22 protein-coding genes and 3 pseudogenes are annotated in these 24642 nt (G+C 37.8%); 21 read left to right on the forward strand and 4 right to left on the reverse strand.

Features of this window, described 5'->3' with window-relative positions; translation table 11 throughout:
* A pseudogene (locus ACFSMW_RS20380) lies at window positions 1-487 on the reverse strand (transposase); the annotation flags it as partial.
* Between the two features lie 140 nt (window positions 488-627).
* Between ACFSMW_RS20380 and ACFSMW_RS18985 the strand changes: the two are divergent.
* The 8 genes and pseudogenes from ACFSMW_RS18985 (at window position 628) to ACFSMW_RS19020 (ending at window position 7401) form a co-directional block, all read left to right on the forward strand.
* Window positions 628-819, forward strand: a complete 192-nt coding sequence (locus ACFSMW_RS18985; protein WP_390358134.1) for a GNAT family protein — start codon at window positions 628-630, stop codon at window positions 817-819.
* Between the two features lie 399 nt (window positions 820-1218).
* Window positions 1219-1320: pseudogene (locus ACFSMW_RS18990) on the forward strand (transposase); the annotation flags it as partial.
* Between the two features lie 431 nt (window positions 1321-1751).
* Window positions 1752-2444: a response regulator transcription factor gene (locus tag ACFSMW_RS18995; RefSeq protein ID WP_390357888.1), complete on the forward strand. Its 693-nt coding sequence runs from the start codon at window positions 1752-1754 to the stop codon at window positions 2442-2444.
* Window positions 2441-3418: a sensor histidine kinase gene (locus tag ACFSMW_RS19000; protein WP_390357889.1), complete on the forward strand. Its 978-nt coding sequence runs from the start codon at window positions 2441-2443 to the stop codon at window positions 3416-3418. The genes ACFSMW_RS18995 and ACFSMW_RS19000 overlap by 4 nt, the downstream gene beginning before the upstream one ends.
* A 394-nt stretch (window positions 3419-3812) precedes the next feature.
* Window positions 3813-4574 carry an ABC transporter ATP-binding protein gene (locus ACFSMW_RS19005; RefSeq protein WP_390357890.1) on the forward strand — a complete coding sequence of 254 codons (762 nt, stop codon included), beginning with the start codon at window positions 3813-3815 and terminating at the stop codon, window positions 4572-4574.
* Window positions 4564-6411, forward strand: a complete 1848-nt coding sequence (locus ACFSMW_RS19010; RefSeq protein ID WP_390357891.1) for an FtsX-like permease family protein — start codon at window positions 4564-4566, stop codon at window positions 6409-6411. The genes ACFSMW_RS19005 and ACFSMW_RS19010 overlap by 11 nt, the downstream gene beginning before the upstream one ends.
* A 515-nt stretch (window positions 6412-6926) precedes the next feature.
* Window positions 6927-7046 (forward strand): PadR family transcriptional regulator, encoded by a 120-nt coding sequence (locus tag ACFSMW_RS19015; RefSeq protein ID WP_390358135.1) that lies wholly within the window; start codon window positions 6927-6929, stop codon window positions 7044-7046.
* Between the two features lie 73 nt (window positions 7047-7119).
* Window positions 7120-7401 (forward strand): hypothetical protein, encoded by a 282-nt coding sequence (locus ACFSMW_RS19020; RefSeq protein ID WP_390358136.1) that lies wholly within the window; start codon window positions 7120-7122, stop codon window positions 7399-7401.
* A 667-nt stretch (window positions 7402-8068) separates the two neighbouring features.
* Here the strand turns inward: ACFSMW_RS19020 and ACFSMW_RS19025 are convergent.
* Window positions 8069-8605, reverse strand: a complete 537-nt coding sequence (locus ACFSMW_RS19025; protein WP_390357892.1) for a dihydrofolate reductase family protein — start codon at window positions 8603-8605, stop codon at window positions 8069-8071.
* A 105-nt stretch (window positions 8606-8710) separates the two neighbouring features.
* Between ACFSMW_RS19025 and ACFSMW_RS19030 the strand changes: the two genes are divergently transcribed.
* The 5 genes from ACFSMW_RS19030 to ACFSMW_RS19050 all read left to right on the forward strand — a co-directional run bounded on the left by ACFSMW_RS19030 (window position 8711) and on the right by ACFSMW_RS19050 (window position 15668).
* Entirely contained in the window at window positions 8711-9673 is a 963-nt protein-coding gene (locus ACFSMW_RS19030) for a helix-turn-helix transcriptional regulator (protein ID WP_390357893.1), read from the forward strand.
* Window positions 9674-10501: 828 nt separating this feature from the next.
* Window positions 10502-11431: an L-lactate dehydrogenase gene (locus tag ACFSMW_RS19035; RefSeq protein WP_390357894.1), complete on the forward strand. Its 930-nt coding sequence runs from the start codon at window positions 10502-10504 to the stop codon at window positions 11429-11431.
* A 1657-nt stretch (window positions 11432-13088) separates the two neighbouring features.
* Window positions 13089-14093 carry a metal ABC transporter substrate-binding protein gene (locus ACFSMW_RS19040; RefSeq protein ID WP_390357895.1) on the forward strand — a complete coding sequence of 335 codons (1005 nt, stop codon included), beginning with the start codon at window positions 13089-13091 and terminating at the stop codon, window positions 14091-14093.
* 85 nt (window positions 14094-14178) lie between these two features.
* The gene (locus ACFSMW_RS19045) at window positions 14179-14898 is read left to right on the forward strand and encodes a metal ABC transporter ATP-binding protein (protein ID WP_390357896.1); all 720 of its coding nucleotides are present in this window, start codon (window positions 14179-14181) and stop codon (window positions 14896-14898) included.
* On the forward strand, window positions 14832-15668 hold the full coding sequence (locus ACFSMW_RS19050) for a metal ABC transporter permease (RefSeq protein WP_390357897.1): 837 nt from the start codon (window positions 14832-14834) through the stop codon (window positions 15666-15668). Before ACFSMW_RS19045 ends, ACFSMW_RS19050 begins: the two co-directional genes overlap by 67 nt.
* 179 nt (window positions 15669-15847) lie before the next feature.
* Here the strand turns inward: ACFSMW_RS19050 and ACFSMW_RS19055 are convergent, their stop codons facing one another.
* Window positions 15848-16402 carry a TetR/AcrR family transcriptional regulator gene (locus ACFSMW_RS19055; RefSeq protein WP_390357898.1) on the reverse strand — a complete coding sequence of 185 codons (555 nt, stop codon included), beginning with the start codon at window positions 16400-16402 and terminating at the stop codon, window positions 15848-15850.
* Between ACFSMW_RS19055 and ACFSMW_RS19060 the strand changes: the two genes are divergently transcribed.
* The 3 genes and pseudogenes from ACFSMW_RS19060 to ACFSMW_RS19070 all read left to right on the forward strand — a co-directional run bounded on the left by ACFSMW_RS19060 (window position 16393) and on the right by ACFSMW_RS19070 (window position 20038).
* Window positions 16393-16869 carry an MFS transporter gene (locus ACFSMW_RS19060; RefSeq protein ID WP_390357899.1) on the forward strand — a complete coding sequence of 159 codons (477 nt, stop codon included), beginning with the start codon at window positions 16393-16395 and terminating at the stop codon, window positions 16867-16869. The genes ACFSMW_RS19055 and ACFSMW_RS19060 overlap by 10 nt on opposite strands.
* 308 nt (window positions 16870-17177) lie before the next feature.
* Window positions 17178-18428, forward strand: coding sequence for an N-acetylglucosaminidase (locus tag ACFSMW_RS19065; RefSeq protein WP_390357900.1), 1251 nt, complete (start codon window positions 17178-17180; stop codon window positions 18426-18428).
* Between the two features lie 407 nt (window positions 18429-18835).
* Window positions 18836-20038 (forward strand): annotated as a pseudogene (locus ACFSMW_RS19070) (Bcr/CflA family efflux MFS transporter).
* Between the two features lie 95 nt (window positions 20039-20133).
* Here the strand turns inward: ACFSMW_RS19070 and ACFSMW_RS19075 are convergent.
* The gene (locus ACFSMW_RS19075) at window positions 20134-20370 is read right to left on the reverse strand and encodes a helix-turn-helix domain-containing protein (RefSeq protein WP_390357901.1); all 237 of its coding nucleotides are present in this window, start codon (window positions 20368-20370) and stop codon (window positions 20134-20136) included.
* A 308-nt stretch (window positions 20371-20678) separates the two neighbouring features.
* On the opposite strand from ACFSMW_RS19075, the gene ACFSMW_RS19080 reads away from it, so the two are divergent.
* The 5 genes from ACFSMW_RS19080 (at window position 20679) to ACFSMW_RS19100 (ending at window position 24636) form a co-directional block, all read left to right on the forward strand.
* Window positions 20679-20840: a Spo0E family sporulation regulatory protein-aspartic acid phosphatase gene (locus ACFSMW_RS19080; protein ID WP_390357902.1), complete on the forward strand. Its 162-nt coding sequence runs from the start codon at window positions 20679-20681 to the stop codon at window positions 20838-20840.
* Between the two features lie 439 nt (window positions 20841-21279).
* Complete coding sequence (locus ACFSMW_RS19085) at window positions 21280-21600, forward strand: PTS sugar transporter subunit IIB (protein WP_390357903.1); 321 nt, start codon at window positions 21280-21282, stop codon at window positions 21598-21600.
* A complete protein-coding gene (locus tag ACFSMW_RS19090) occupies window positions 21597-21926 on the forward strand; it encodes a PTS sugar transporter subunit IIA (protein ID WP_390357904.1) in 330 nt (109 codons plus the stop codon). The genes ACFSMW_RS19085 and ACFSMW_RS19090 overlap by 4 nt, the downstream gene beginning before the upstream one ends.
* Before the next feature lie 5 nt (window positions 21927-21931).
* Window positions 21932-23179 (forward strand): PTS sugar transporter subunit IIC, encoded by a 1248-nt coding sequence (locus ACFSMW_RS19095; protein ID WP_390357905.1) that lies wholly within the window; start codon window positions 21932-21934, stop codon window positions 23177-23179.
* 5 nt (window positions 23180-23184) lie between these two features.
* Complete coding sequence (locus tag ACFSMW_RS19100) at window positions 23185-24636, forward strand: glycoside hydrolase family 1 protein (RefSeq protein ID WP_390357906.1); 1452 nt, start codon at window positions 23185-23187, stop codon at window positions 24634-24636.
* The last annotated feature ends 6 nt before the right edge of the window (window positions 24637-24642 follow it).

A 24642-nucleotide genomic window follows, 5' to 3' on the forward strand; every position in this document is an offset into this window, starting at 1 on the left:
ACTGTCTTTTGCGACACATTCCAGCCATTCTCATTTAGTATTCTAGTGATTTTCGGACTTCCATATCTTTTCTCAGATTCAACAAATATTCGTTTGACCTGTGCTGCAAGCTTTTTCTTTCGCTTTTTTCGTTTGGACTGGGGTCGATCCCTCCAATGGTAATACCCACTTTTGGACACTCCCAACACCTGACACATCCTCGCTACACGAAACTCGTGGCGGTGTTTTTCAATGAAGTCATAAATCACTTCTGGTTTTTTGCGAAGATGCCCATAGCCTTTTTTAAAATAGCTACTTCCTCTTCCAAATCACGAATTCGTTTGTCCTTTTCATATTCTGCTTTATCATTCGGGCTTCGGTTTCCACTGCCTACAAAACCATCTCCCTGCTCCACTTTATATTTTGCAACCCATTTGTGCAATGTCTGATGCACCAAATCCAATTCCCTTGCGACTTCCGCAACCTTCTTGCCGTCTTCCACTACCAATTTGACAGCATATAGTTTAAACTATTTATCGTAACCTTTAGTCATTTTGGACACTCCCAGAAATTATTATTTACAGTATAAAAATCTCCATTCTCTGTGTCCAATTATTAGATTAGCATCACTATTTAGCAGCCCTCTTTATTGACGTAACGCATCAAAGTAATGGGTATGGAAAAGAACTGTTGAATTTTGTAAAGAAACAAAGAGATGTAATTCAACTGAAAGTATATAAGGAAAATGCACCCGCAGTAGGCTTTTATTTTAATAATGGCTTTGTATTAAAAGAAGAATTAAGAGATGAACAGACAAGAGTATTTAATGGAGTGGAATAAAAACTAACATGTTTGTGCAACAACGGGCCATTTTCTACAGTAATTATTTATCGTATTCAACGTATACAAACATAGAACTTTACGTGGAGAGGTGGGTATGATAGGCTTGATTGCCTGATGAAACACTGTTTCAGCCTTTCAAGACAAACCGTACCCACAGGGGCTTCACATCAATTTCTTAACCACTTAACTTCGCATTCATGTACACGATAATAAAAGGTGCATTCTATCAACCTTTTTTCCATGTTACTGGAGATAATGGCCCTTTTGCGGAATAAGACTTCTAAGCGTATCCCCCCGCTTTAACTTACAAATGCGTGGTCTAACTCCACCGTCTTTAGACGGTATAAGCTTTTAGCCTTCTCCTTCTATGTCTATACTAGTATATGAGGTGAAAGTATGGACGGATACAGAAAGAGTGGTCATGCAGTTTATGATATCAAGTATCATGTAATATGGGTGACAAAATATAGATATAAGGTATTGCGAGGCCAAATTGCATAGAGAACAAGAGAGTTGATTAGGCAAGGCTGTGAGGTAAGGATAATTTTGCGCCACAGTTGGTTCGACAACAGATGAAATAATAAGAAATTATATAGCAAATCAATTCAATGAAGGTAAGGATGAAATATTCAGGATTGAAGAATGAGTTTACTCAGTATTAGTGTGTGCTTCAGCATATGGACTTTGAGCAGGTCTTCAGCCTGTAAAGCGACTTTAGTCATCGATATTTATGTCTAAATCCACCTGCTTTTGCAGGTGGTCGTTTAAGACTGTTCGGTAAATCTTTTGCTAATGCACCTTCATAGTAAATCTCAACTTCTGCTTTATCATCTGTATAGGTTAAGAGCGACAACGAAGGCACAGGAACGACTGGAAAAAACTTTTTCTATAATATTGAAATGGCGATTCAAAATACACAGGAGGATGCAATGTATAAACTATTAATCGTTGAAGATGAAATGAATATTGCGAATACATTAAAGAATCATTTTGAAAAATATAATTATGATTGCCATACTGTAGAGGACTTTAAAAGAGTCCTTGATATCTTCAATGAATTCCAACCGCACCTCGTCATAATGGATATTAATCTTCCAGCTTTTGATGGCTATTATTGGTCTCGAAAAATTAGGCAAGTATCAAATTGTCCCATTATGATACTTTCTGCCCGTATGAGTGAGTTAGATCAAGTTTATGGTATTGAAAATGGGGCAGATGATTTTATAATAAAACCTTTTTCAATGGATGTAGTTCTAGCAAAGGTAAAGGGACAAATTCGTCGAGTATATGGGGAATATGCGAAGGATTTGCAAACCCGAATATTGAAAGAGGGCAATACAACTTTAAATTTAGATACTGTTCGATTATTTACACCTGAACAAGAGACAACATTGACAATAAAGGAACTACAGTTATGCTCTGTACTTTTCGAATCATTCCCAAAAGTTGTGACAAGGCAGCAGTTGCTCGCAGCCATTTGGGATGATGAGACATTCGTTGAAGAAAATACATTAACAGTCAATATTGTTCGATTACGCAAAAAATTAGAATCTATTCATTCATCATTGGAAATAATAACTATCCGAGGGATTGGCTATCAATTAGCGGTGAAAAGCTTATGAAGCTTTTTTTACGTGATCATTTGAGTTTTATAACGCTTTACATGATAACGGTGATTGGCTTACCAATTGTTATTCATCTGCTGGATGACTTTAGGAATCATTACGCTTACTTTATCTTTTTAGCTATTATTTTATTAGCCATTCTTCTTTTATTTCGATATATTCGACGCAAAAAAATATATGCACACTTGAATGAAAAGGGATTAGATGCAGATAACTTATTGATTCACTATCCAAAAGCTGCCGTTGAAACGGCATATGCAAATCAAATGCGGTTCATTCATTCCCTTTTTCTATCAAAAGAGGACGAACATAAAGCTTCCTTACATGAACAGCAACTTATGGTTTCGCAAACCGTTCATCAAATGAAAACACCGCTTTCCGTCATTCAATTACTTATAGAAACCAATCAATTAAAAGAACCAAGTTTATTCCAAGAATGGCAAAAAGTAAAAAAGGAATGTGACAAAGTAAATTTTTCTTTAAATCAACTGCTAACTTATAGCCGATCATCCCAATTATTAGCTGATTTAAAGATTGAACCGATATCTTTAAAGAGTATCGTTCAAGAAGTCGCTAACGATTTAAAAGATTACTTTATTGAGATGGAAGTATACCCTAAAAGTACAATCGAAGAAAATATCTTCGTTTATTCCGATCGCAAATGGCTTGGAGTTGTTATCCACCAGCTACTAAGTAATGCTGCTAAATATGGCGAAAAGCAATCCTCTGTTCTCATTTGTTATGAAAATGGTCAGTTGTGTATTAAGAACAAAGGCGAAGGGATACCAGAAAGTGAAATTAACCGTGTATTTGAATTGTTTTACACTGGAACAAAGGGACGCATCCAAGGTGAAGCGACTGGTATCGGCCTATATTTAGTCAAAAAAATACTCTCTACACTACATCACCCATATAAGTTATCCTCTACTCATAATGAAACGACCTTTATGATTGATTTTTCCGGAGTATAGACGGCTGCCAAATAAGGTAGCCTTTTTTGATCGTCCAGCTCTAGTGCTAAATCCGTAGTGGACTTCCTTCACCTCCGTAATCTAAATCAACATCGGCTCAGATAATAAAGTAGGTCGGCTAAGTTCGGGCTTTGTGCCCGACGCCGACACTTCTCTATGAAGAGGCGTGTTTCCTTTATCTCCTTCGGGATGAATGTTCTATTAAAAGTATCGCTCCTGTGCTCCAACATCGAACCGCCTTGCTTGGCAAGGCGCAGTTCATACGTCGCTAAACTAGCTTTAAGCTTTTGCTTTATGACAAATTTGTCATGTTGCTGTCATGTTTAAAGATTTTATGGGGAAACCAGTTTGTTTATACTAGATGTATCAAAGAACTCCAAGGAGTGAAATCGTAATGACAGATACAATTTTAAATGTAAAGCAACTACAAAAAGAATATACAGGAGAAGTCACATATAAGGCATTAAAAGGCATTGATTTTCATTTAAGGGAAAAAGAATTTGTTGCGGTGATGGGCCCATCTGGCAGTGGAAAAACGACCTTTCTTAACTGCGTTTCTACCATCGATCGCCCTTCGAATGGTTCCATCATAATCAATTCGAAAGATCCGTATGAATTAAATGATGATGAATTAGCAAGGTTCAGACGTACCGAATTAGGATTTGTATTTCAGGATTTTAACCTTGTCCATACATTAAGAGTGGAAGAGAATATATTACTTCCTTTAACACTTGATTCTGTACCCGAAAAAGAAATGAAACAGAATTTGGAGAAAATCGTAGACTTTTTAGGGATAGAGGATTTATTAAAAAAGCGAACGTTTGAAATTTCTGGTGGACAGAAGCAACGTGTAGCGATTGCAAGAGCGGTTATTCATAAACCTCAATTATTATTAGCAGATGAACCGACTGGAAACCTGGATTCTAAATCTGTGAATGGTGTTATGACATTATTTGAATCGATAAATAAATCTTTTGATACAGCTATTTTAATGGTGACACATGATGCCTACGTTGCTAGTTTTGCTCAGCGTGTCATCTTTATACAAGACGGTATTCTCTATAATGAGATACATCGAGGTAACAATAAACGACAATTTTACCAAGAAATTATGGACACACTCACATTTCTAGGTGGTGGTCAGCATGAATTTTAATCATATTGTTGTTCAAAATATTTTACGGGATAAGTCGACATACGTTTCCTACTTTCTAAGTAGTGTGTTTTCTATGATGGTTTTTTTCCTGTTTTCAACCATAGCTTTTCATCCAATGCTGGCGGAATTGGATCCATCAAGTACATTAGGAATAACAATGGTGCTTGCCAGCTTCTTTATTTATGTTTTTTCTATTGTCTTTATTATCTACTCGTTGTTCGCTTTTTTGAAAAAGAAAACGAAAACGTTAGGTACCTTTATGATGACGGGTGCTTCCATGAGGCAAATCCGCAAAATGGTTTTTAGAGAAAATATGATCATTGCTGGTGTAGCGATTATCACGGCTATTGTGTGCGGGCTTGTTATTGAGCCATTATTTTTAATGGTTGCTAAAAAGATATTACGTGCAGAAATATTTGGCATGTATGTCCCCATTCAAGCCATTCTACTAACGGTTGTTTTATTTTCTCTATTATTCTTGATTGTTACTAAAATAATGACACGTATGATTAAAAAAGAAGAGATTGTTCAACTATTAAAAGCAGATATGACACAGGAAAAGCGGATTAAACCAGCACCATTTAAACTGATCGTATCTATCATCGTGAGTGTTTTCATGCTCTTTTCTATGCTAAAGGAAATGAATTGGGTGGAATCCTTTGGGATTATCGCGTACATTGTGTTGTTTATCAGTCTGCTATTAGCCATTTACTTTACGATCACACAAGGAATGTTATTAGCCATTCGTATATGGCAAAAGCATCCATCGTATTTTAGAAAAACCAATATGCTTTTTGTATCTAACTTAAAGGCAAAAGAGCGTTCACATGCCCATATCATTTACTTATTAACCATCTTACTATTAGGTACCTTTGTATCTACAAGCGTACTATACAGCTCTTACTACAATGTAGAGGAAAAAACAGAAGCGTTATATCCTTATAGTTTCCAATATACATCAGTCCCCGGTAACGAATTAGAAGCTCAGAAAGATATAGCATTTATTGAAGAGACCTTAGATGAAACAGGAGATAATTATGAGGCTTATTATTCGTCCTTTAAAACCGATGATGAGCGTAGGATTGCTTTTATGTCCGTTTCGAATTTTAATCAACTGGGTCAGCATACGCCTTTAACGTTAAACGATAATGAATATTTTGTTGTAGCTGGTAATGAAGGTGTTCACCCCGATGAAGAATCTATTTATGATTACCCATTTGGTAACCTCGAATTTGCAGGGGTAGAAAAGAGAAATCTTTTAGTAACCGGGTTACAAAATGTATATTATATCGTTCCTAATGAAGTATATGAAACCATTGCGTATCCAGAATATAAAATATTCGCTTATGAATTGGATGATTGGACAAACAAGACTCAAGTGGCTGAAACTATTTCATCAAAAATTACTACAGAACTCGGTAAAAACTTAATAGCTTCTAAAATTGAATTATATGAAGCAGAGAAGTTTGTAAAAAGCATTACGTTCTTCATTGGCTTTATGCTTAGTCTGATTTTTATGAGTGCAGCAATGAGTATTCTTTATTTTTACCTTCAAACATCACTTGAACAAGAAAGAGAAAAATTCTCAGGCATTAGAAAAATTGGTTTTTCCATGAAAGAATTAACATCTGTTGTGACAAAAGAGCTGGCTACCTTAATTTTTATCCCATTTACAATTGCAGCTTTGATTTTATTTGCAACGGTGCTCGGTATGCATAACCATATTTCCTTGGCATTTTATCAACTAACAGCAATTGGTTTAGTTATATTTTTACTACTGTTTATAATAAGCTTTTTCTTTATACGAAAGGGTTATATAAATAAACTTGTGAATTAATGTTGCCCCATTTTATATGATAATCCCGATATATTCATTGGCAAAAAAATAAAATGGTATATCAGCTAAAAACTTAATAAAGTACCGTTAGATAGCTTAGAAATGGCTATATTTCGCTATTCATTTTTATTTACGTTTATACTGACTGGAGTATGGTAGTGAAAGTACTTTTGGGACTATTACTACTTATAGCTGGTTTAGTTCAGCTAATTTATAATTTCAATATGTGGAAGAGAACTGAAAATAGCTAAAGCCAAATTCAATTATCGGGCGCAGTTGTTGAATATGCATTGTGCCCGAATTGGGCCATTTAATTTAGAAGGGAATTAAACTCGACAATAAAAAGCTGATACAATTTACATTAGTAGACATTATTGAGAGGAAAATCCATTTCACAAAAACGAATACCATTTATGATAAAAAAGATTTTGAAAGTGATAATGAAGGTGCATTAATGGCTTACAATCAACTATTAGAAGATGCCAAAAAGATGAATGAAAATGAATTTGTAAGCAATACGAGAACCGTTAAGCGGATATGAAATGAAGCAGCAAATCAACAGCAGAATTACTCATTTCTATAAAATAAACAATAATCAGCTTTATCCATCTCTATCGAAATTGGAAAAATCCTGATTTATTGAATTGCAGGCCATTGAACAAGAGTCTTATCGTCCACCTCAGTGCCATTGACACTTTAAAGTCATGGGTGCGAGAGCTTCCCGAAGTTGAGGATTCAAAGACCTTTCTGTTGAAGCAGTACAGTTCATGGTTATTAAAGCCAGATGAATTGTTTAGCCTGATACAGAAGAATAAAGAACAACATGAACGTACGCTTGCGGATTATAAAAAGAGAATTTCTTCCTTCGAAGAACAGAACCCTGGCGTCAACCATCCCTTGTTCTCCACAATTTCTGTAATTAAAATGGGGATAAACTTAGAAGAGGCAAGTATTCTTTGGTGTGATAGGATGCTTCAGTTGTTAAGATAACATTTGTTTACTAATAGGTAGTAGACACCTAGAATAAAGGTAAACGCTTATTGCTCCAAGCTGCATCATTGGATTCCTGCCTGCGTCAGTGAACCTAAGTGATCATTTAAGACGAATTGAATAGGTTTTTAGGAGGGGATCATACATGTTTGATATACCAGACACACTAAGATCTAATGTAATCACAGCTCTCGCCAATGAAATTGTGTCACTAAACTTAGTCCCCCCAACAAGAGTTGCAGTAGATGGTCGATCTGCTGCAGGAAGGACTACATTAGCCGACGAGCTGGCGGAGGCAGTTCGCAAACTTACACCCAAAGCTATTACGATTATCTAAATAATTGTCTCCAAGCTGCTGATATTCCGTTAATCTGTTGGGGTAAGTATTTCTACATGTAGTGTGGGTGGACGCATTACTTTAACATAAACAGCTGTGTTACATGGCTGCTTGCGGTATTAACCAAATCTGACCTTGCTTTATGATATCGTTTTTGTGAATCCTTAAAAAGAATTAAACACTCCAAAATGAGGTGAATAACAAAACTTAAGATCGATTTTTGATTATGAATACATGTGTATTTTTCTATTCTACACGTTTCAAATCGTAAAGGGGACTTTAAAAAATAGCCCTCCTTATTAAAGCTGTTTATTTGCTAAGTCAGATAGTTTACCTTTTAACCTCATAATGCAATTCTACAAATTGATTAAATCGCCTTGTTCCTTTTAACAATAATTCTAAGTGGTAATCGCCATTGTTGAACAAAGGAATCCCTTTCCCTATGAGGGTTGGGGCAATGGTTATGATGATCTCGTCAACCATATTCTCTTTTAGGAAGGAATATAGCAGTTTTCCTCCTCCAACCATCCAAATATTTTTCCCTTCTTGTTTTTTTAATTTGCTTACAAAATCTTGAATATCAGGGCTTATAAATTTTACCTGCTCCGTATCAGCAATCGAAGACCGTGTGAACACATAACAATTTTTATCAGAATACGGCCAGCTATTGCCACCCTCATGTTCCATAATCCAATCGTAAGTTGCTTTCCCCATTAAAACGGTATCAATCGTGTCTAAAAACTCGGAAATGCCATTATCCCCTTCTCCCTCTACTTTAAACAACCATTCAAGTGATTCCTCTTTTGTCGCAATATATCCATCTAAACTCGATGCAATGAATAGTACTACATTTCGTTTTTGATTCATAATTATTCTCCTTTCCTTAGCTCTAAAATAAGTATATGGTTAAAACACGACACCTTCTGTCATATAAATATAAGTAATTATTATTTTATCGAAGGGGTGTATTTTATGAGAGCAGATAGATTAATGAGTATTATGATCTTGTTACAGAACAGAGGGAAAATGACGGCAAAAGAACTAGCTAATGAACTGGAGGTATCGAATAGAACCATTCTTAGAGACATGGATGCGTTAACAAATGCAGGAATTCCAATTGTTTCTCAAAGAGGTAAAGAGGGAGGATGGCATCTATTAGATAATTTTCGGAGTAAATTAAGTGGACTAAACATAGATGACATGAAATCTTTGTTTCTTTTTCCATCTGGTGAACTACTTGAAGATTTAGGGTTAAACAACCAGCCGCTTGATACGAGGCAAAAGCTGCTTGCAGCTATCCCAGATACTTATCGGGAGGAAGCGCAGGCAATGTGGGAAAGAATTCATATAGATTCGGGCACCTGGAGACAATCCAAAGAAAAGAAGCATGCTCTTAATGTTGTGCAACAAGCCGTTTGGGATAGTAAAAAGCTGAAAATTCACTATGAACAGCAAGGTGGTGAACAAAAGGAAAGGTTAGTTGAACCATTAGGGTTAGTGGCAAAAGGGAATAAGTGGTATCTTGTTGCTTTAAAAAATGGAGAGCTGCGTAATTACAGGGTATCACGTATACACAGTGCAAAAGTTGAAAGTGAAACTTTTAGGAGACCGCTTCATTTCAATTTGGCCACATACTGGGAACAATCAAAAGCAGAATTTGTACAAAACTTACCGAAATACGATGTACAAGTAGAAATACATACAAAAATTATTAAAAGAATTAATTTTACAGACAAATTTGTTAAAGTTATCAAAACAGAAAATCCAAATGGGGGCAAATGGATACCAGCAACGCTAAGATTCAATGATAAGCAAGAGGCTATAGAGTTTATATTGGGATTCGCAAACAAAATAAAGGTCGTTTCCCCAAAATATCTTCAGGATAAAGTCGTAGCTTTGGCCATGTCCGTTATTGATTTTTATAATGATGAATAATTATTTGCAGGATGCTATCAATTAATAGCACTGGATCAGGAAGAATTAACCATTCAAGATTGTAAATCGTTTCTATAAAAAACGATTTAGGAACCCATAGTTTTATCCACTTTCACCAGTATTTCATGTTTGCATGAGATGGTTCAATGATAAGTTATTGAAAAACCATCTTATTGTTTCGGTGATTAAGGATTTTTATTTATAGGTGAAACCACTCATATGAATGTTTATTGAAAATGTAAAGAAAAATAAAATGTACGGTCAGTGGAATGATAATGGTCGCCTCATCAATTATTGAGAAAAGTACATGCACTCTTCGAAGCTGACGGATGAACATTTTTTGGCAGGGTAAACTGAACTTTGAAAGTGAGAGTGCGTACGGCTCTTACTTCGCTGTTCAGTTTTTTATGGTTAGAATGAAACGAATTCACACGGAAGGTTATTTTAATGGCGAAAATGAGATGAAGTGCATGTACTGATTTATCTTTGAAACTAGTAGATTTGCCCACGCTAACAACTACCCATATTCATACAGAAGTATGAGGTAAATGCAAAAAATACATAATGATCGGATATAAATTAGAAAGAGAGGGTATAGTAATTGTGTTTACTTTGAGATATTTTCGACCGTATTGGAAGCGGATTTATTTTTAGAGTCTGATTTTCTATTGCAAATTTCTTTGTAAGGAATATAATTAGTATGTGAAAACATTCACATATTAATTATAGAATTTAACCTATTGGTTATTATTAATCATAGATAAATATCATATGTTCTTTTATTATCTGTGAAAATAATAACATATACAGAATTGGAGATGAGAATAAATGGAATTTACCCAAGGAAGCAAAACGGTGTTGGTTGGGACAGGTACAGTTGGCTCAAGTTATGCATATGCATTGTTAAATCAAGGGTTATGTGATGAATTAGTGCTTGTTGACCTAAATGAAAAGAGAGCAAAAGGCGAAGTAATGGACTTAAACCATGGCGTATTATATGCACCTAGCACGGTAAAAATCAAATTGGGTACGTATGAGGATTGTAAGGATGCCGCTGTTGTAGTGATTTGTGCTGGTGTAGCACAAAAACCTGGAGAAACAAGGCTGGATCTAGTTAGCAAGAATATGAAAATCTTTAAAGCGATTGTAGAAAATATTATGGAATCTGGTTTTAACGGTATCTTCTTAGTAGCAACAAATCCAGTTGACATTCTTGCTCATGCCACATGGAAATTCTCTGGTCTTCCGAAAGAAAGAGTGATTGGATCCGGTACGATTTTAGACTCTGCAAGATTCCGCTATTTATTAGGTCAGGAATTTGGAGTCACACCAACAAGTGTCCACGGTTATATTATTGGTGAACATGGAGATTCAGAACTTGCTATTTGGTCTTCTGCAAATATTTCTGGTAATCCAATAGCTCAAAGGTTAACAAAAGAAAGAAGAAATGAAATCTACATTCATGTTCGAGATGCAGCATATGAAATAATTGAAGCCAAGGGAGCTACTTATTATGGAATAGCTATGGGACTTGTCCGAATTACAAAGGCAATATTAAAAAATGAAGAAGTTGTATTGCCAGTTGGAACATTACTTGATGGGGAATACGGTTATGATGATGTGTTTATAGGGGTACCTACCGTTATTAATCGTAAGGGTGCAGTAGAAATTATTGAACTCTCACTAGATGAAGAAGAAAAGGAAAGATTAGGAAACTCTGTAGAATCGTTGAAAAAAATACAAGGTTTATTCTGGTAGTAGTTGATTTATTCGTAGTAACTCGTCTAACTTCAGGACGAGTTAAACAACAGGTTAGTAGAGACATGTGATCCGTTTGGAGTATATAGATTTCCACAACTGTTGTTCAAACAACTTAGGTACTAGGAGTGTAAACTGAGCTGTGTAAGTGAGAGTGCGTACGACTCTTCCTTCGCAGTTTAGTTTTTATTGTTAGATGAAAATAATTCAGATGGGAGGTTATCCTAATAGCGAAATAAAGCGAAATGAAAAATTTGTCAAGCTAGCGAACCCTAAAAGATAAATGAAATCGCCCGCTTGAAGCTTTATATCTGCATCTGCGGATTCAAGAACTGGAATCTCAGCAGGAAGAGGACCATATATAGAACTGGGGCGATGGTAATGAGCCAGTTATCACTTACACACTTTATTCGACAAACCCTCAGAGGAGAAGACGGACGAACACTTTATTTGTAAAGCCTCACTGCCTCCTCCAAAAAGGACAAATAATTAGCAATAAAATCTCCAGGCTCCATGATTTTAACTTTATTGACAAATCCTGCTAGAAACTGGTAGGCAATTGATTCTCAGGCAATTCAATGGTTGCAAGGTAATTTCTTTCAGTCATTTTTGTAACGGCGTTTTTTCCATATCTCTCAATAAATTGATCTCTTACAGCAATGTCTACCAGCAGCTGTTCACTAACTGTTGTTGTTTATGATGTTGTTTTTTTCTTCAACCACCTTATTAGGTTTTGGAACAAAAAAACGTCTTTTCGGATATTTATTATCCTTGCCAATTTAAATGTTCGGTAGGTTAATTTGCATTAACAGCGCTATACCTCGCCTGGAACATTTACTCTAAGCCATTAGTACCAGGCCCTGAAGTCCATTTAATGGGATTTCAGGGTTTGTTTTGTTTCTACTATCAAAATGAAAGTTGAGATGTGAATGGGTAAAAAATACTTTTATGGTGGGAGGAGGCTGGGAGGCAACGGAGTACTTCATTGGTCCTTTATGCAAGACGGCCTTTGTGAGGTTTAGTTTTATGTATGTATCAATCAATTTACCTTCCAGGTCTGTGGCTTCCTTATTTGTATATCCTATATCGATGGCCAAATGGAAGAGTATTAATAAATGTAATCTCTTGTCAAAATCAAAAAAGCATGGTAAGATCACAAATGTAAATCGTAATCGTTACGTTTTATTCAAAGGAAAATTGGAATGCTATAGCTGACTTTCCAAAAAGTACCGGAGGAGAAGGGTGATGACTAAAAATCCCAGATTGTTAAAAAAGGCAAGAGACAGTGGTAAAATATGCTGCGCAGCATATGAAGAAAAAAGAACAAGTTTCTGGTGAACAAATCCAACGGGTAAATTTGCTCTTCTATGACTGATTGATAAAGCAGGAGTGAAGTGGCGAAATCATTTTTCTGAAGCAAAAGAGTGTTTCAATCACATTGGTCCAAATGTATTTATGATTACAAAGTTTAATGCATACATTTTATATAGCCTGTGTCTTAACAGAAAGACATTCTGTTTGTACATAGGGCGGTTTTTGTTTCAACATAGAAATCTATCTTCAGCCAATTGTTTGGCTTCGAAACAAAGGATAGCTGCACGCTTTCAATCGTAATCATTACGCTTTGATTCGCAATAGAAACGGGGGAATACGAAAAATGAAACACTTAAAGGGAATTATTTTACTTCTGTTTGCTTGTATTTTGGTAATGGCGGGCTGCAGTAATACAACAAGCAAGTCAGAAGGTAAGAACAAGCAAGGTGAATCATCCGGCTCAAAGAAGCTTCATATTGTGACAACCTTTTATCCGATGTATGAATTCACGAAAAACATTGTCAATGGCGAAGCCCAAGTTGATCTTTTGATCCCATCTACAGTTGAACCACATGATTGGGATCCTTCGCCAAAAGATGTGGCAAACATGCAGCAGGCAGATTTGTTTGTATATAATAGCCCTTCAATGGAAACATGGGTGCCTTCTGTTGAAAAGAGTATGGGAGACAAACACCCGCAAATGGTAATTGCCAGTGAGGGTATTGACTTAATGGAAGGTACGCCACATGACCACGGAGATCACGGTGACGAAGAGGACCATGACCACGAAGATCACAAAGGTGAAGAAGATCACGATCACGGCGGCTTGGATCCGCATGTTTGGCTCAGTCCAGTATTAGTGCAAAAAGAAGTAAAAAACATTACAAAAGCGATTATCAAACAAGATCCAAAGAACGAGGAAGTATACAAGAAAAACAGTCAAAAATATATTGAACAGCTGCAAAAGCTTGACCAGAAATACAGTAAAACGCTTAAAGATGTTCCAAACAAAGAATTGATCACACAGCATGCCGCTTTCGGGTATTTAGCAAAAGAATATGGCCTGGAACAAGTTCCGATTGCGGGGTTATCTCCGGAGCAGGAGCCAAGTCCAGCAAAACTGGCTGAACTGAAGAAATTTGCAAAACAGCATGATGTGAACACTATTTTCTTTGAAGAATTGGCTTCACCTAAAGTTGCGGAGACGCTTGCAGAGGAAATTGGGGCGAAAACAGAAATACTGCATACACTTGAAGGCTTAAGCAAAGAAGAACAGGATAAGGGAATGGATTATATAAAGGTAATGGAAGAGAATCTGAGCATTCTTAAGAATGCATTACAAAAATAAAATAATATATAAAGAAGGGAAAGGGTGTGCATATGCAGCATTGCGCACCTTTTTCTGATGAATATTTAAGAGGGGGGAATACGTTATGAATCTTATTACCTTGGAAAACCTTGTGTTTGGTTATTCGCATGTTCCAGTTATAAACGGTGCATCATTTGAAGTGAAGAGCGGGGAATTTATCGGAATAACAGGACAGAATGGCGCTTCGAAATCGACATTGCTGCGATTAATGCTTGGATTATTAAAGCCCTGGCAAGGCAGAGTTACGATAAACAAAAGAAACGATCAAGGACAGCGCTTGAAAATCGCTTATGTGCCACAGCAGATTGCTTCGTTTAATGTCGGATTTCCAAGCACGGTGCAGGAGCTTGTTAAATCGGGCAGATATCAGAAGGGTAAATGGTTTAAACGACTGGATAAAAAAGATGGTGAACTGGTGGCAGATGCACTGGAAATGGTAGGTATGTCGGAATATCGCCATTCTAAAATTGGTTCGTTATCAGGCGGGCAAAAACAAAAAATATGTATCGCCCGCGCTTTAGCGTCTGAACCAGATGTGTTCGTATTGGATGAGCCTACGACTGGAATGGATGCAGAGAGCCGTGTGAATTTCTATCAGTTCATGCATCATCAGGTGAAAGTGCATAACAGAACAGTCATTATGGTGACACATGATCTTGACGAGGTGCAAAGTTATTTAGATAAACATATTTCTTTAGAGAAGGAGGCGCATGGAGAATGGAAATGTTTGATCTCGGATTCATGCAAAGAGCATTCTGGGTCGGTGGATTCATCGGCGTTATAGCACCAATTCTAGGTGTTTTTCTTGTCTTGCGAAGACAAGCGTTAATGGCGGATACGTTGTCGCATATTTCCTTGGCGGGAGTGGCCATCGGTTTTTTCTTCCATACAAATGTTACCTTCTCCAGCATACTTGTTGTCATTGTTGGGGCCATCGGGATTGAGTATATGAGAAGGGCATACCAAAGCTATTCAGAGGTATCTATTGCAATCTTGATGGCTGCCGGTTTATCGCTTGCTATGTTTTTGATAAGTTTAACGGAGGGCGGGATGACGACAACTATTGATCAATATTTATTTGGATCCCTTGTAACCATCAGCCAGGAACAAGTTTATATTATTTCCATCATAACCGTACTAATACTACTTTATTTCTTTATTTTGAGAAAGCCTTTGTATCTATTGACATTTGATGAAGATACAGCCCATGCCAGTGGTGTGAATACACATCTTCTATCACTATCTTTCAGTATGGCGGCTGGATTGGCGATTTCAATCATTATCCCAAGCGTTGGCGCCCTGCTGGTTTCAGCACTTTTGGTATTGCCTGCTGCATTTGCGATACGTGTTGCGAAAGGATTCATTATGGTACTTACTACGGCTGTGATTGTCTCGTTATTTGGTATTTTCACAGGGCTGGTTTCTTCTTATCAGTTGGGAACACCACCAGGTCCAACCATCACGTTATTTCTTGTCATTCTTTTGCTGATTGCTTTCCTTATTCAGAAAGTGATTGTGATGACCATGCAGCATCGCATAAGAAAAAGAATATAAAAATCGTGATCGGCGGTTCGTTATCCATCCAACAAGCCGAAACAAATTAAAATTAGAAAATCTGTCTCACGGATTACTAAAAATCACATATATTTTCGCTAAAACCCTGCCAGGAAAAATTCTTGGCAGGGTTTTTTGTCAGTGTTTTAGCGTCAAAAAGGGAGGATGTTATCGTGTGCTTATTGAATCAACGGAAGAAATATATCATCTACAATTTCTACAATTGTCTTTTCTGTTACAGGTTCATATGTGGTTAACAGCTCATGTCTGATCAGGTCAACAGGAAGCTTTGTTATCCTGTCTGTGACTTTTTCTACTTTAATTTCTCCCCGCTCTGCAGCCCGTTTTAAAATTGTCTGCATCGTATTCGTTCTTCGCAAATGTAATAACTCGGAAAATGGAATACCTGCAAGAACAGACATTAATCCATGTATGGTCTCGGGGCCAATTGTAGATATGAGATCATTGAGTCGTTCCAATACAATGATAACGTCATTTCTTATATTCCCAGTATTGGGAATGTCATCTGCTGGTTTTGGTATGTTTTTCCCAATAGCAGCTAATACAAGTTCTTCACGACTATCCCATCTGCGGTAGATCACTGGTTTACTTGTTTTCGCCTTGATAGCCACTTCTTCCATTGTTAAGTTTTGATATCCCACGTTCATTAGTTCATTCCAGGCGGCTTGCAAAATGGCATCTTCCAGCTCCGTACCTCTTCTCCTTGTATTCATTATTCCCTCTCCTTGCTATTTTTTATCTGCACAATCCAAATAAAAAACGTTGCGTTTCTTATATAGGGACTGCTCTTACGATCCTTGGTACACTTCCATTTGTCTTTAGCCAGGCAGATACATCCACCCTGTTCATTTCCCTGGCTCTGATTTTGCGTGGTGCAGGGCTTGGTGCTGTATTGCTTCCGGTTATGGCAACCGCTTATACCGGGTTAAGCAGGGAAGAAGTACCACATGTAAGCAGTATGACGCGGATCCTCCAACAAATTGGCGGAGCATTTGGGGCTTCTGTGCTTGCCATTATTTTACAAAGTCAGTTTGGTTCACTGCATGCGGCCGATATTGCTGCCAGGAATACGGCTTTTAACCATACGTTCATGTGGACGACCGTCTTTACAGCAATCTCCCTGATATTTGTTGTCATTTTGCCTAATCAAGCAGGTGAAAATCACTCTTTATCAGAATAAAAATTAACAGAAGGGGAGAGATAAAATGTCTTTCCCCTTCTGTATATTTAAGGTGCTGTTTCATTCCTCGCTGCCTCTTCAATCTTTCTATATTAAATTTCCCGTATCCGATCTACGCTAGATTGAGCATTCATAAATAGATTTTTCAAATGAAGACGTCGGTGAAGAATAATTGATCAAGTCCACAATAAATAAAATGAAATACCTTTCACAAAAATATCCCTCAATAAGTAATTATTACGTTTTAAGTTTCATAGCATAAGAATAGAAAAAAGCTAACGGATATTCATCTCTGAAAGGGGAAAAACATGAATCGCAGATCTTCATTCAACTTGTATGCTGTAATCATTGCCATTGTATCCGCAGAATTTATATTGTTACTTTTGTTTATCAGAACGGATTTATCATCCTTAATGGAGGGGGTAAACAAAGTAACAGAAGACTACATGCCGATGGAAGAAGGATCAACCCCGACAGAAAACAAGGTGCAGGAAGGGAAACAAGACAATGCAAAGGGATTTCAACCGTCTTCCGCCGAAGAAAAGAACACGTCCAAAGCTGCACTTTGGGATCCAGCCATGGCAAAAGGGAGCTCCTATTATTATGTGGAGGATGATATGCTGTATCATCACGTCAAGGGCGGCGCAGGGGGATCGTTTATATACGGACCAGCACCCGATTTCATGTCACAAAATCAAAAATACTACAGCCCGAATGGCAGCACCTTTTTTAGTGAAACAGGGAAGGAAAAAGGAACAGCGTATCAATACTTTGAAATTTTGCCGCTAAATACGGAAACATCGTATACGGCCGAACAACTGAATCAATATATTAAAAGTCATATCCCTGAAACGTATCAAAACAAAATGAATGGTTCCGGACCGCTTGCAACCCTTGGAGATAGTTTTATCGCGGCTCAGAATCAATATGGTGTTAATGCGCTTTATTTGTTGGCACATGCCATTCATGAAAGTGCGTGGGGAAGCAGTGCCATCGCACAAACGAAGTATAATTTATTCGGCTTTGGTGCGGTTGACAGTGATCCATACAACGGTGCAAAGAAGTTCAATTCTTACCAGGACGGCATCAATTATGTTGCCCAATACGTGGCTCATCAATATCAAAATCCGAAAGGAAGCTACTATCATGGAGCCATGCTTGGAAATAAGGCAGCGGGCATGAATGCGAAATATGCCTCCGATCCGTTATGGGGCCAGCAGATTGCCGGATACATGTACCGGATTGATAAAGCACTTGGAAAAAAAGACTTTGGCAGATATACTTCCGGTTCCTATAAGCTCGCAGTATCCACTGTAGATGCGCCATTGAATGTGAGGACACAACCATCCGCTTCAGACAGCAAAGATATCTCCTACCATTTGCCAAGCAGTGGAGCCGCCATGATTGTTTCCGGTCAGGTCAGCAATAGGGATGGTACATGGTATAAGATTTTTTCGGATCAGTCTAATTTTCTCGATAGGGAAACAGCCTATATCTATCACAATGGACCACGGGGCACACTATCCGAAATTGTAAATGTAGCCGGGGAGAAGCAATAATCTTTTGGGCTGCCATGGCTTTACCAGGTTTTCCATTTGAATAGAGGGATGGCTTTTTCAAGATGTATGAAAGCTCATAAATATGATAACAAGGTACTGGCTTTTGAAAGTTGGATTCTCCACTTTAACTTTCGGAAGCTAGTACCTTTCGTTTATTCTAAGGGTGTTTATAAATTTCCGGGAAAGGTTTTGTAAACTTTCTAATAAGCCTTGAATAGCACCTTTGTCTCGATATTAATATAAATAATCATGTTATAATGAGTGTTCTAATAACACTTATTAAAAGAAATGAAATAAATATTGCGTTGCCAGGCTCAATAGGATGCGTGATTTGATATGACATCAACTAGAAATGACAATGACGTGGTTAGGAATGATGATTAATGAACCTTGAAAAAGAAGTGACCATACAACATAACCCGACTGGAACAACTCGGCTGGAATTAGCATTGCTCCTCGGATTGCTGGCTTTTTTGGGGCCACTTAATATTGATATGTATTTGCCCAGTTTTCCTGGGATAGCTCAAGATTTAGATACAAGTGCTACCCTAGTACAATCGAGTTTAACGGCATGTTTACTGGGGCTCGCAATAGGTCAGTTGTTTGTTGGCCCTATTAGTGATGCGGAGGGAAGAAAGAAACCGTTATTGGTCGCTACATTCCTCTTTGCCTTCGCTTCCGTTCTATGTGCTTTTGCGCCTAATATCGGGATATTAATCGCAGCGCGGTTTTTACAAGGATTAACTGCCTCTGCAGGGGTGGTTCTTTCACGGGCAGTCGTACGGGATGTGTTTAGTGGACAAGCTCTTACCAAGTTTTTTTCTTTATTGATGGTCATAAACGCTGTAGCTCCCATGACTGCTCCTTTGATTGGCGGTTTCATTTTATCTTTTGAGTCAACCAATTGGAAAAGTATCTTTTTCTTTTTAGGCTTTGTTGGATTGTTCACTGTGATGATTATCGCTATGAAACTGAAGGAAACATTACCAGCAAATCAGCGGATTCCAAGTTCGGTTGGAGCCTCGTTAACAACTATGAGTAGTTTGCTCAAAGATCGATCGTTTGTTGGCTATGCTCTAGTGGTTGGATTTATCCATGGCGGCAGTTTTGCTTATGTATCTGGGACGCCGTTTGTTTATCAGGATATCTACGGTGTGTCTCCACAAACATTTAGTGTGTTATTTGGTATCAATGGACTGGCAATTATAACTGGCAGCTTTCTGATCGGTCGTCTTAGCGGGCTTATTCCGGAAAAAATGCTGCTTCAGATAGCTGTTGTGACTGCACTCGCTGTAACGACGTTATTACTGATCATGATAATTATAGAAGGTCCTTTAGCATCGCTCGTCCTTTTAATTTTTGTATATATGATAACGATGGGGATGATAACAACAAGTACTTTTACATTAGGGATGGCCCACCAGGGACATCGAGCAGGAAGTGCGAGTGCTGTCTAGGGCATGCTTCCCTTGCTGCTCGGATCACTTTTTTCACCGCTTGCAGGTATTAATGAGGCATCAGCGATTCCGATGGGTACTATCTTATTTACCACATCCCTCGTCGGCTTTATTGTTTTCTTTACAGTTGTCAAAAAGGCTCAAGCGGGATAATAAACCCGCTATGTTGTTGACGCAATGGTCATTCTTTAGTAAAACGGCTAATATGGAACCATATTAAAAATAGTGGTATTAATAAGATAAAGAGCTTATTTTAAATCATCTTCCTCTTTATCTTCTTCTACAATAGAAAAAATCTCGTTCATATCTTCAATATCGAGAGCCTGGACAATTTTTTCTAGATGTTCAAATTGAATTCGTTGTCTTTTTCCGTTTGCTAATTCGCTTAATGCAGCTAAGCGAATGCCAGTTCTAGCATGGAGTTGCGTAAGCGATATATTATGGTCGTGTAGTAGTTGATTGATTTGTAATGTAACCTTTTTCAATGACATAGCCCCTAGTATATTGACTTTACGTTTAAGCGTACATTATAATGAATGGAATGCATTACGCATAAGCGTACAGATTGCTGTGAAGAGAAATAATTTTCTTTATTAGAAGTATTTATAAAACTTCTAAATGGTCGATTCCTAGGTGTAGCCTATTTTTAAACAACTACTCGCACCCCTTTTGCTCCATATTTGGGTTTAGTTGGCCACCATAGCCAATATCCTTTCTAGCTTGTAAAACGTCGAGAGGACTATCAAGCTGCATATTGAATAACTTAGAATATAAGAGACAGGAGTTAAATAGTTTGAGGTCAAAAAAAGAAATCCGCAAAGAAATGAGGACTTTGCAAGTCAATATGATTCAGACCAGTGATGAAAAAGGCATGAACCATCCATTAACTATCCAAATCAGTCAGGAATTAGACAGGCTGATTAATGAATATATGAAATTGAGGCAAGAAAAGTAGCATTGCAAAACCGTTTTATGTAATGTGAGAGAAACTAGGATTAAATAGTGTTCAGCTACCAACGAGTACTTGGTTGCAGTAGTGAGCAGTTTAAAGTTTCAACGAGCCAAATAATTTGGTTGATCGAGAAATAATGCTAAAGGCGGCCGCTCCTGAGTTGAAAAGCAATGTTCATTTCCTTCAATTTAATGCCCCCAATGACATGCAAAATTTAAATGGGTGTTCAGTATTCCTATAAAAACCCATCAATCGCAAAGCAAGAATTTTGCGGTTGATGGGTTTTATTTTATATTACGAAAGCTTGGTTTCGTGGATATGGCTGGTTCTATTGGAAGATTGGCCGATGTTAGAAAGACTTCCTAATACTAGGAAGAAAATATAAATGTAAAGGCTTTCTCTGATTGATAGAATTTAATTAAACAAGAGGGAGGAAAATATGATGACAAAAAAAGTTTTATTAGTGTGTGGGGCAGGAGCATCCTCTGGTTTTATGGCAGCGGCTGCTAGAAAGGCTGCCAAAAAAAACAGTGCAGATATTGAATTTAAAGCGAAAAGCGAATCAGAAATAAATGCTCATTTAGATACGATTGATTTATTATTGGTCGCGCCACATTTGAAATATATGATTGAAGATGTAAAAGACGCTTGTGAGAAAGCAGGAGTCAAATATGGTGTCATTCCACAAAAAGTGTATGGCGCATTAGACGGAAAGGGCTTAGTGAAAGTTGCAGAAGAACACTTACAAGGCGGGGAACAATGATGGGACAGGTAGATAAAGAAGAACTTACATTAATTTCCATGAATGTGATACTACATGCTGGAAACGCACGTGATTATGTTTTTCAAGCTGTGAATAAAGCTTCAAATGGCGATTTCGATGAGGCAGATGAACTAATGCAGCAAGCAAATGACGAAGTGACAACTGCACATCAAGCGCAAACAAGTACGTTGCAAAAAGAGGCAGAGGGCATTGAAATCCCATACTCACCATTATTCGGTCATGCTCAGGACACGCTGATGACAGTTAAAACGGAAATAAATATGATGCAGGAAATGATAAAGCTCTATAAAACAATCAAGGGGTGAAAAAAATGGATAAATTTATGTCATGGATGACGGACAGTTTTTCACCAAAAATCAATAAAATTGCCAAAAACCCTTGGATTGCATCTATCCAAGATGCAATCCTGGCAGCCATGCCGATGATTTTTATTGGTTCATTTGCTACCATCTTGTCAATTGTCAGGGATTTTTGGAAAGGTTTCCCAGATCTTTCCATGATTAGTACGTTTTCATTCGGTTTATTTTCGATATTTTTGGCTTATCTGATACCAGAATCCATCATGAAACATAAAGGCCATAAGGATGTCTCAAGACAAGCGGGTCTTGCCGGGCTAGCATTTTTCCTCATGCTGGTCTATCCGCAAATTATCAACGGTGATCAAATACAATTTGATCTGAATACGTTCGGTACTGGTGGAATGATTGCTGCTTTGATTGCCGGTTTGTTTGTTGGCTTTGTAATGAATCTTTTTTCCAAGTGGAAATTTATAGGTGAGGATTCTGCCATTCCGGACTTTGTTGCTGTTTGGTTCAACACGTTGATTCCTATTATCTTGATATTATTAGTTGGATGGATATTTACGTTTGAGATGGATATCAGCTTATACAGTGTTGTTAATGCCATCTTTTCACCATTGGTTCACCTTGGCCAAAGCTTCTGGGGATTTGTGCTGATTTTCTTCCTTGGGTTTGCGTTCCTATATACTTTTGGGATATCAAGTTGGGTTCTTTACCCGGTCGAAGCTGCGATTGCATTACCGGCAATTGCACAAAACCAGGCGAATTTCGAGGCGGGCAAAGCAGTGACAAATATATTTACGGTTGAGGCAGGTTCCCTGTTTCTAATCGGAGGTGGCGGTGCCACATTGGCGCTATGTATCATGCTAGCATTTATGGCTAAGTCACAGCGGTTAAGGATGATCGGAAAGGCGTCGCTTATCCCTTCCGTATTCAATATTAATGAACCGATCGTGTTTGGTGCTCCGATTGCCTTCAACCCGATTTTGATGATTCCAATGTGGATCAATGGCTTAATAGGACCGGTTTTAACCTGGGTCGTGATGAAAATTGGATTGGTTCCAATTCCGCATGAGCCATTTCAACTGTGGTATGTACCTGGGCCAATCATGAATTGGATTATTACTGCCTCCGTTATTGGGTTGGTTTACTTTTTCGTATTGTTCGCTATTTCGTGGATTGTATATTATCCGTTTTTCAAGATTTACGACAAGCAAGCAGTTCAACAAGATGCTGAGTTAGCAGAGGAAGGGGAATGACACGAATGAGACAGAATAAATATGCAAGTTTTCCAAAGGATTTTCTTTGGGGCGGTGCGATTGCTGCAAGCCAAGCTGATGGTGCATACAGTGAGGATGGTAAACAGCCTAACTCATCGGATGTCCAGCCATATCTGAAAGGAATGTCAAATGAAGAAATTCAAAAACTCGAAAAGCAAGGCATGACATTGGATGAAGTGAAAAAGAATCTTGGGGATACAACGTATTATTTTCCGAAGCGACATGGTATTGATTTCTACCATACGTTTGAAACTGATTTAGAATTATTAGCCGAAATGGGTTTTAACACGTTTAGAACATCCATTGATTGGTCCAGGATTTTCCCAAATGGAGATGAAACAGAACCTAATGAAGCTGCTTTAAAGCACTATGACAAGATGATTGATAAAATGAAATCACTTGGCATTGAGCCGATCATAACCATGCTGCATTATGAAACACCGATTAACATTACGTTGCAGTATGGCGGTTGGTACAATAAAGCGGTAATTGATATGTTTGAACGTTACGGAAAGGTTTTATTGGACCGTTTTGGAGATCGGGTGAAGTATTGGATTGTTGTTAATCAAATTAACATGATTCAGATTGAACCATTCTTGTCGTTAGGTATGTGCAAAGACCAATACGATAATATGGAAGAAGCGGAGTATCAGGCCGTTCACAATCAAATGGTCGCCTCGGCGAAGATTCAAAAGTACGCTAAAACCTTAAATCATGACTTGGAAATGGGGACCATGGTTGCTGACATGACTGTATATCCATATTCTTGTAAGCCGGATGACGTTGTGCTGGCCATGCAGCATAACCGTATGCAATACTTCTTTACAGATGTTCAATTCCGTGGAGAGTACCCGACATATGCAAAAAAATATTTTGAAGAAAACAATATCACACTTGATGTTACTGCGGATGAGACGAAGCTTTTAAGGGAAAATACAATGGATTACCTTGGTATTTCCTATTATTTCTCCCAGATGGTTGATGCAAGCCGGAATGTGCATAAAGCGGATTCCACGTCAGTAAACCCTCATTTGGAAGCCAATCCATGGGGGTGGAATGTCGATCCACAAGGTTTATATAACACACTTTCGCAATACTGGGATCGTTATCAAAAACCAATCGTTATTGCTGAAAACGGATTTGGCATGTATGACAAATTGGAAGACGGCAAAGTTCATGACGACTATCGTATATCCTATCTGGGTGATCATATTGAACAAGTTGGACGTGCAATTTATGATGGCGCAAATGTTATCGCTTATTGTGCCTGGGGTCCGATTGATATCGTCAGCTGTTCTTCTCAGCAGATGTCCAAACGTTATGGTTTTATATATGTGGATTTGGACGATGAAGGTGAAGGATCAGGGGAAAGACTAAAGAAAGATAGTTTCGATTGGTATACACGTGTTATTTCAACAAATGGTTCGGAAATTTGATGGGCA

The sequence above is a fragment of the Tigheibacillus halophilus genome (genome assembly GCF_042683165.1).
GTDB classification, from domain to species: domain Bacteria; phylum Bacillota; class Bacilli; order Bacillales; family Amphibacillaceae; genus Tigheibacillus; species Tigheibacillus halophilus.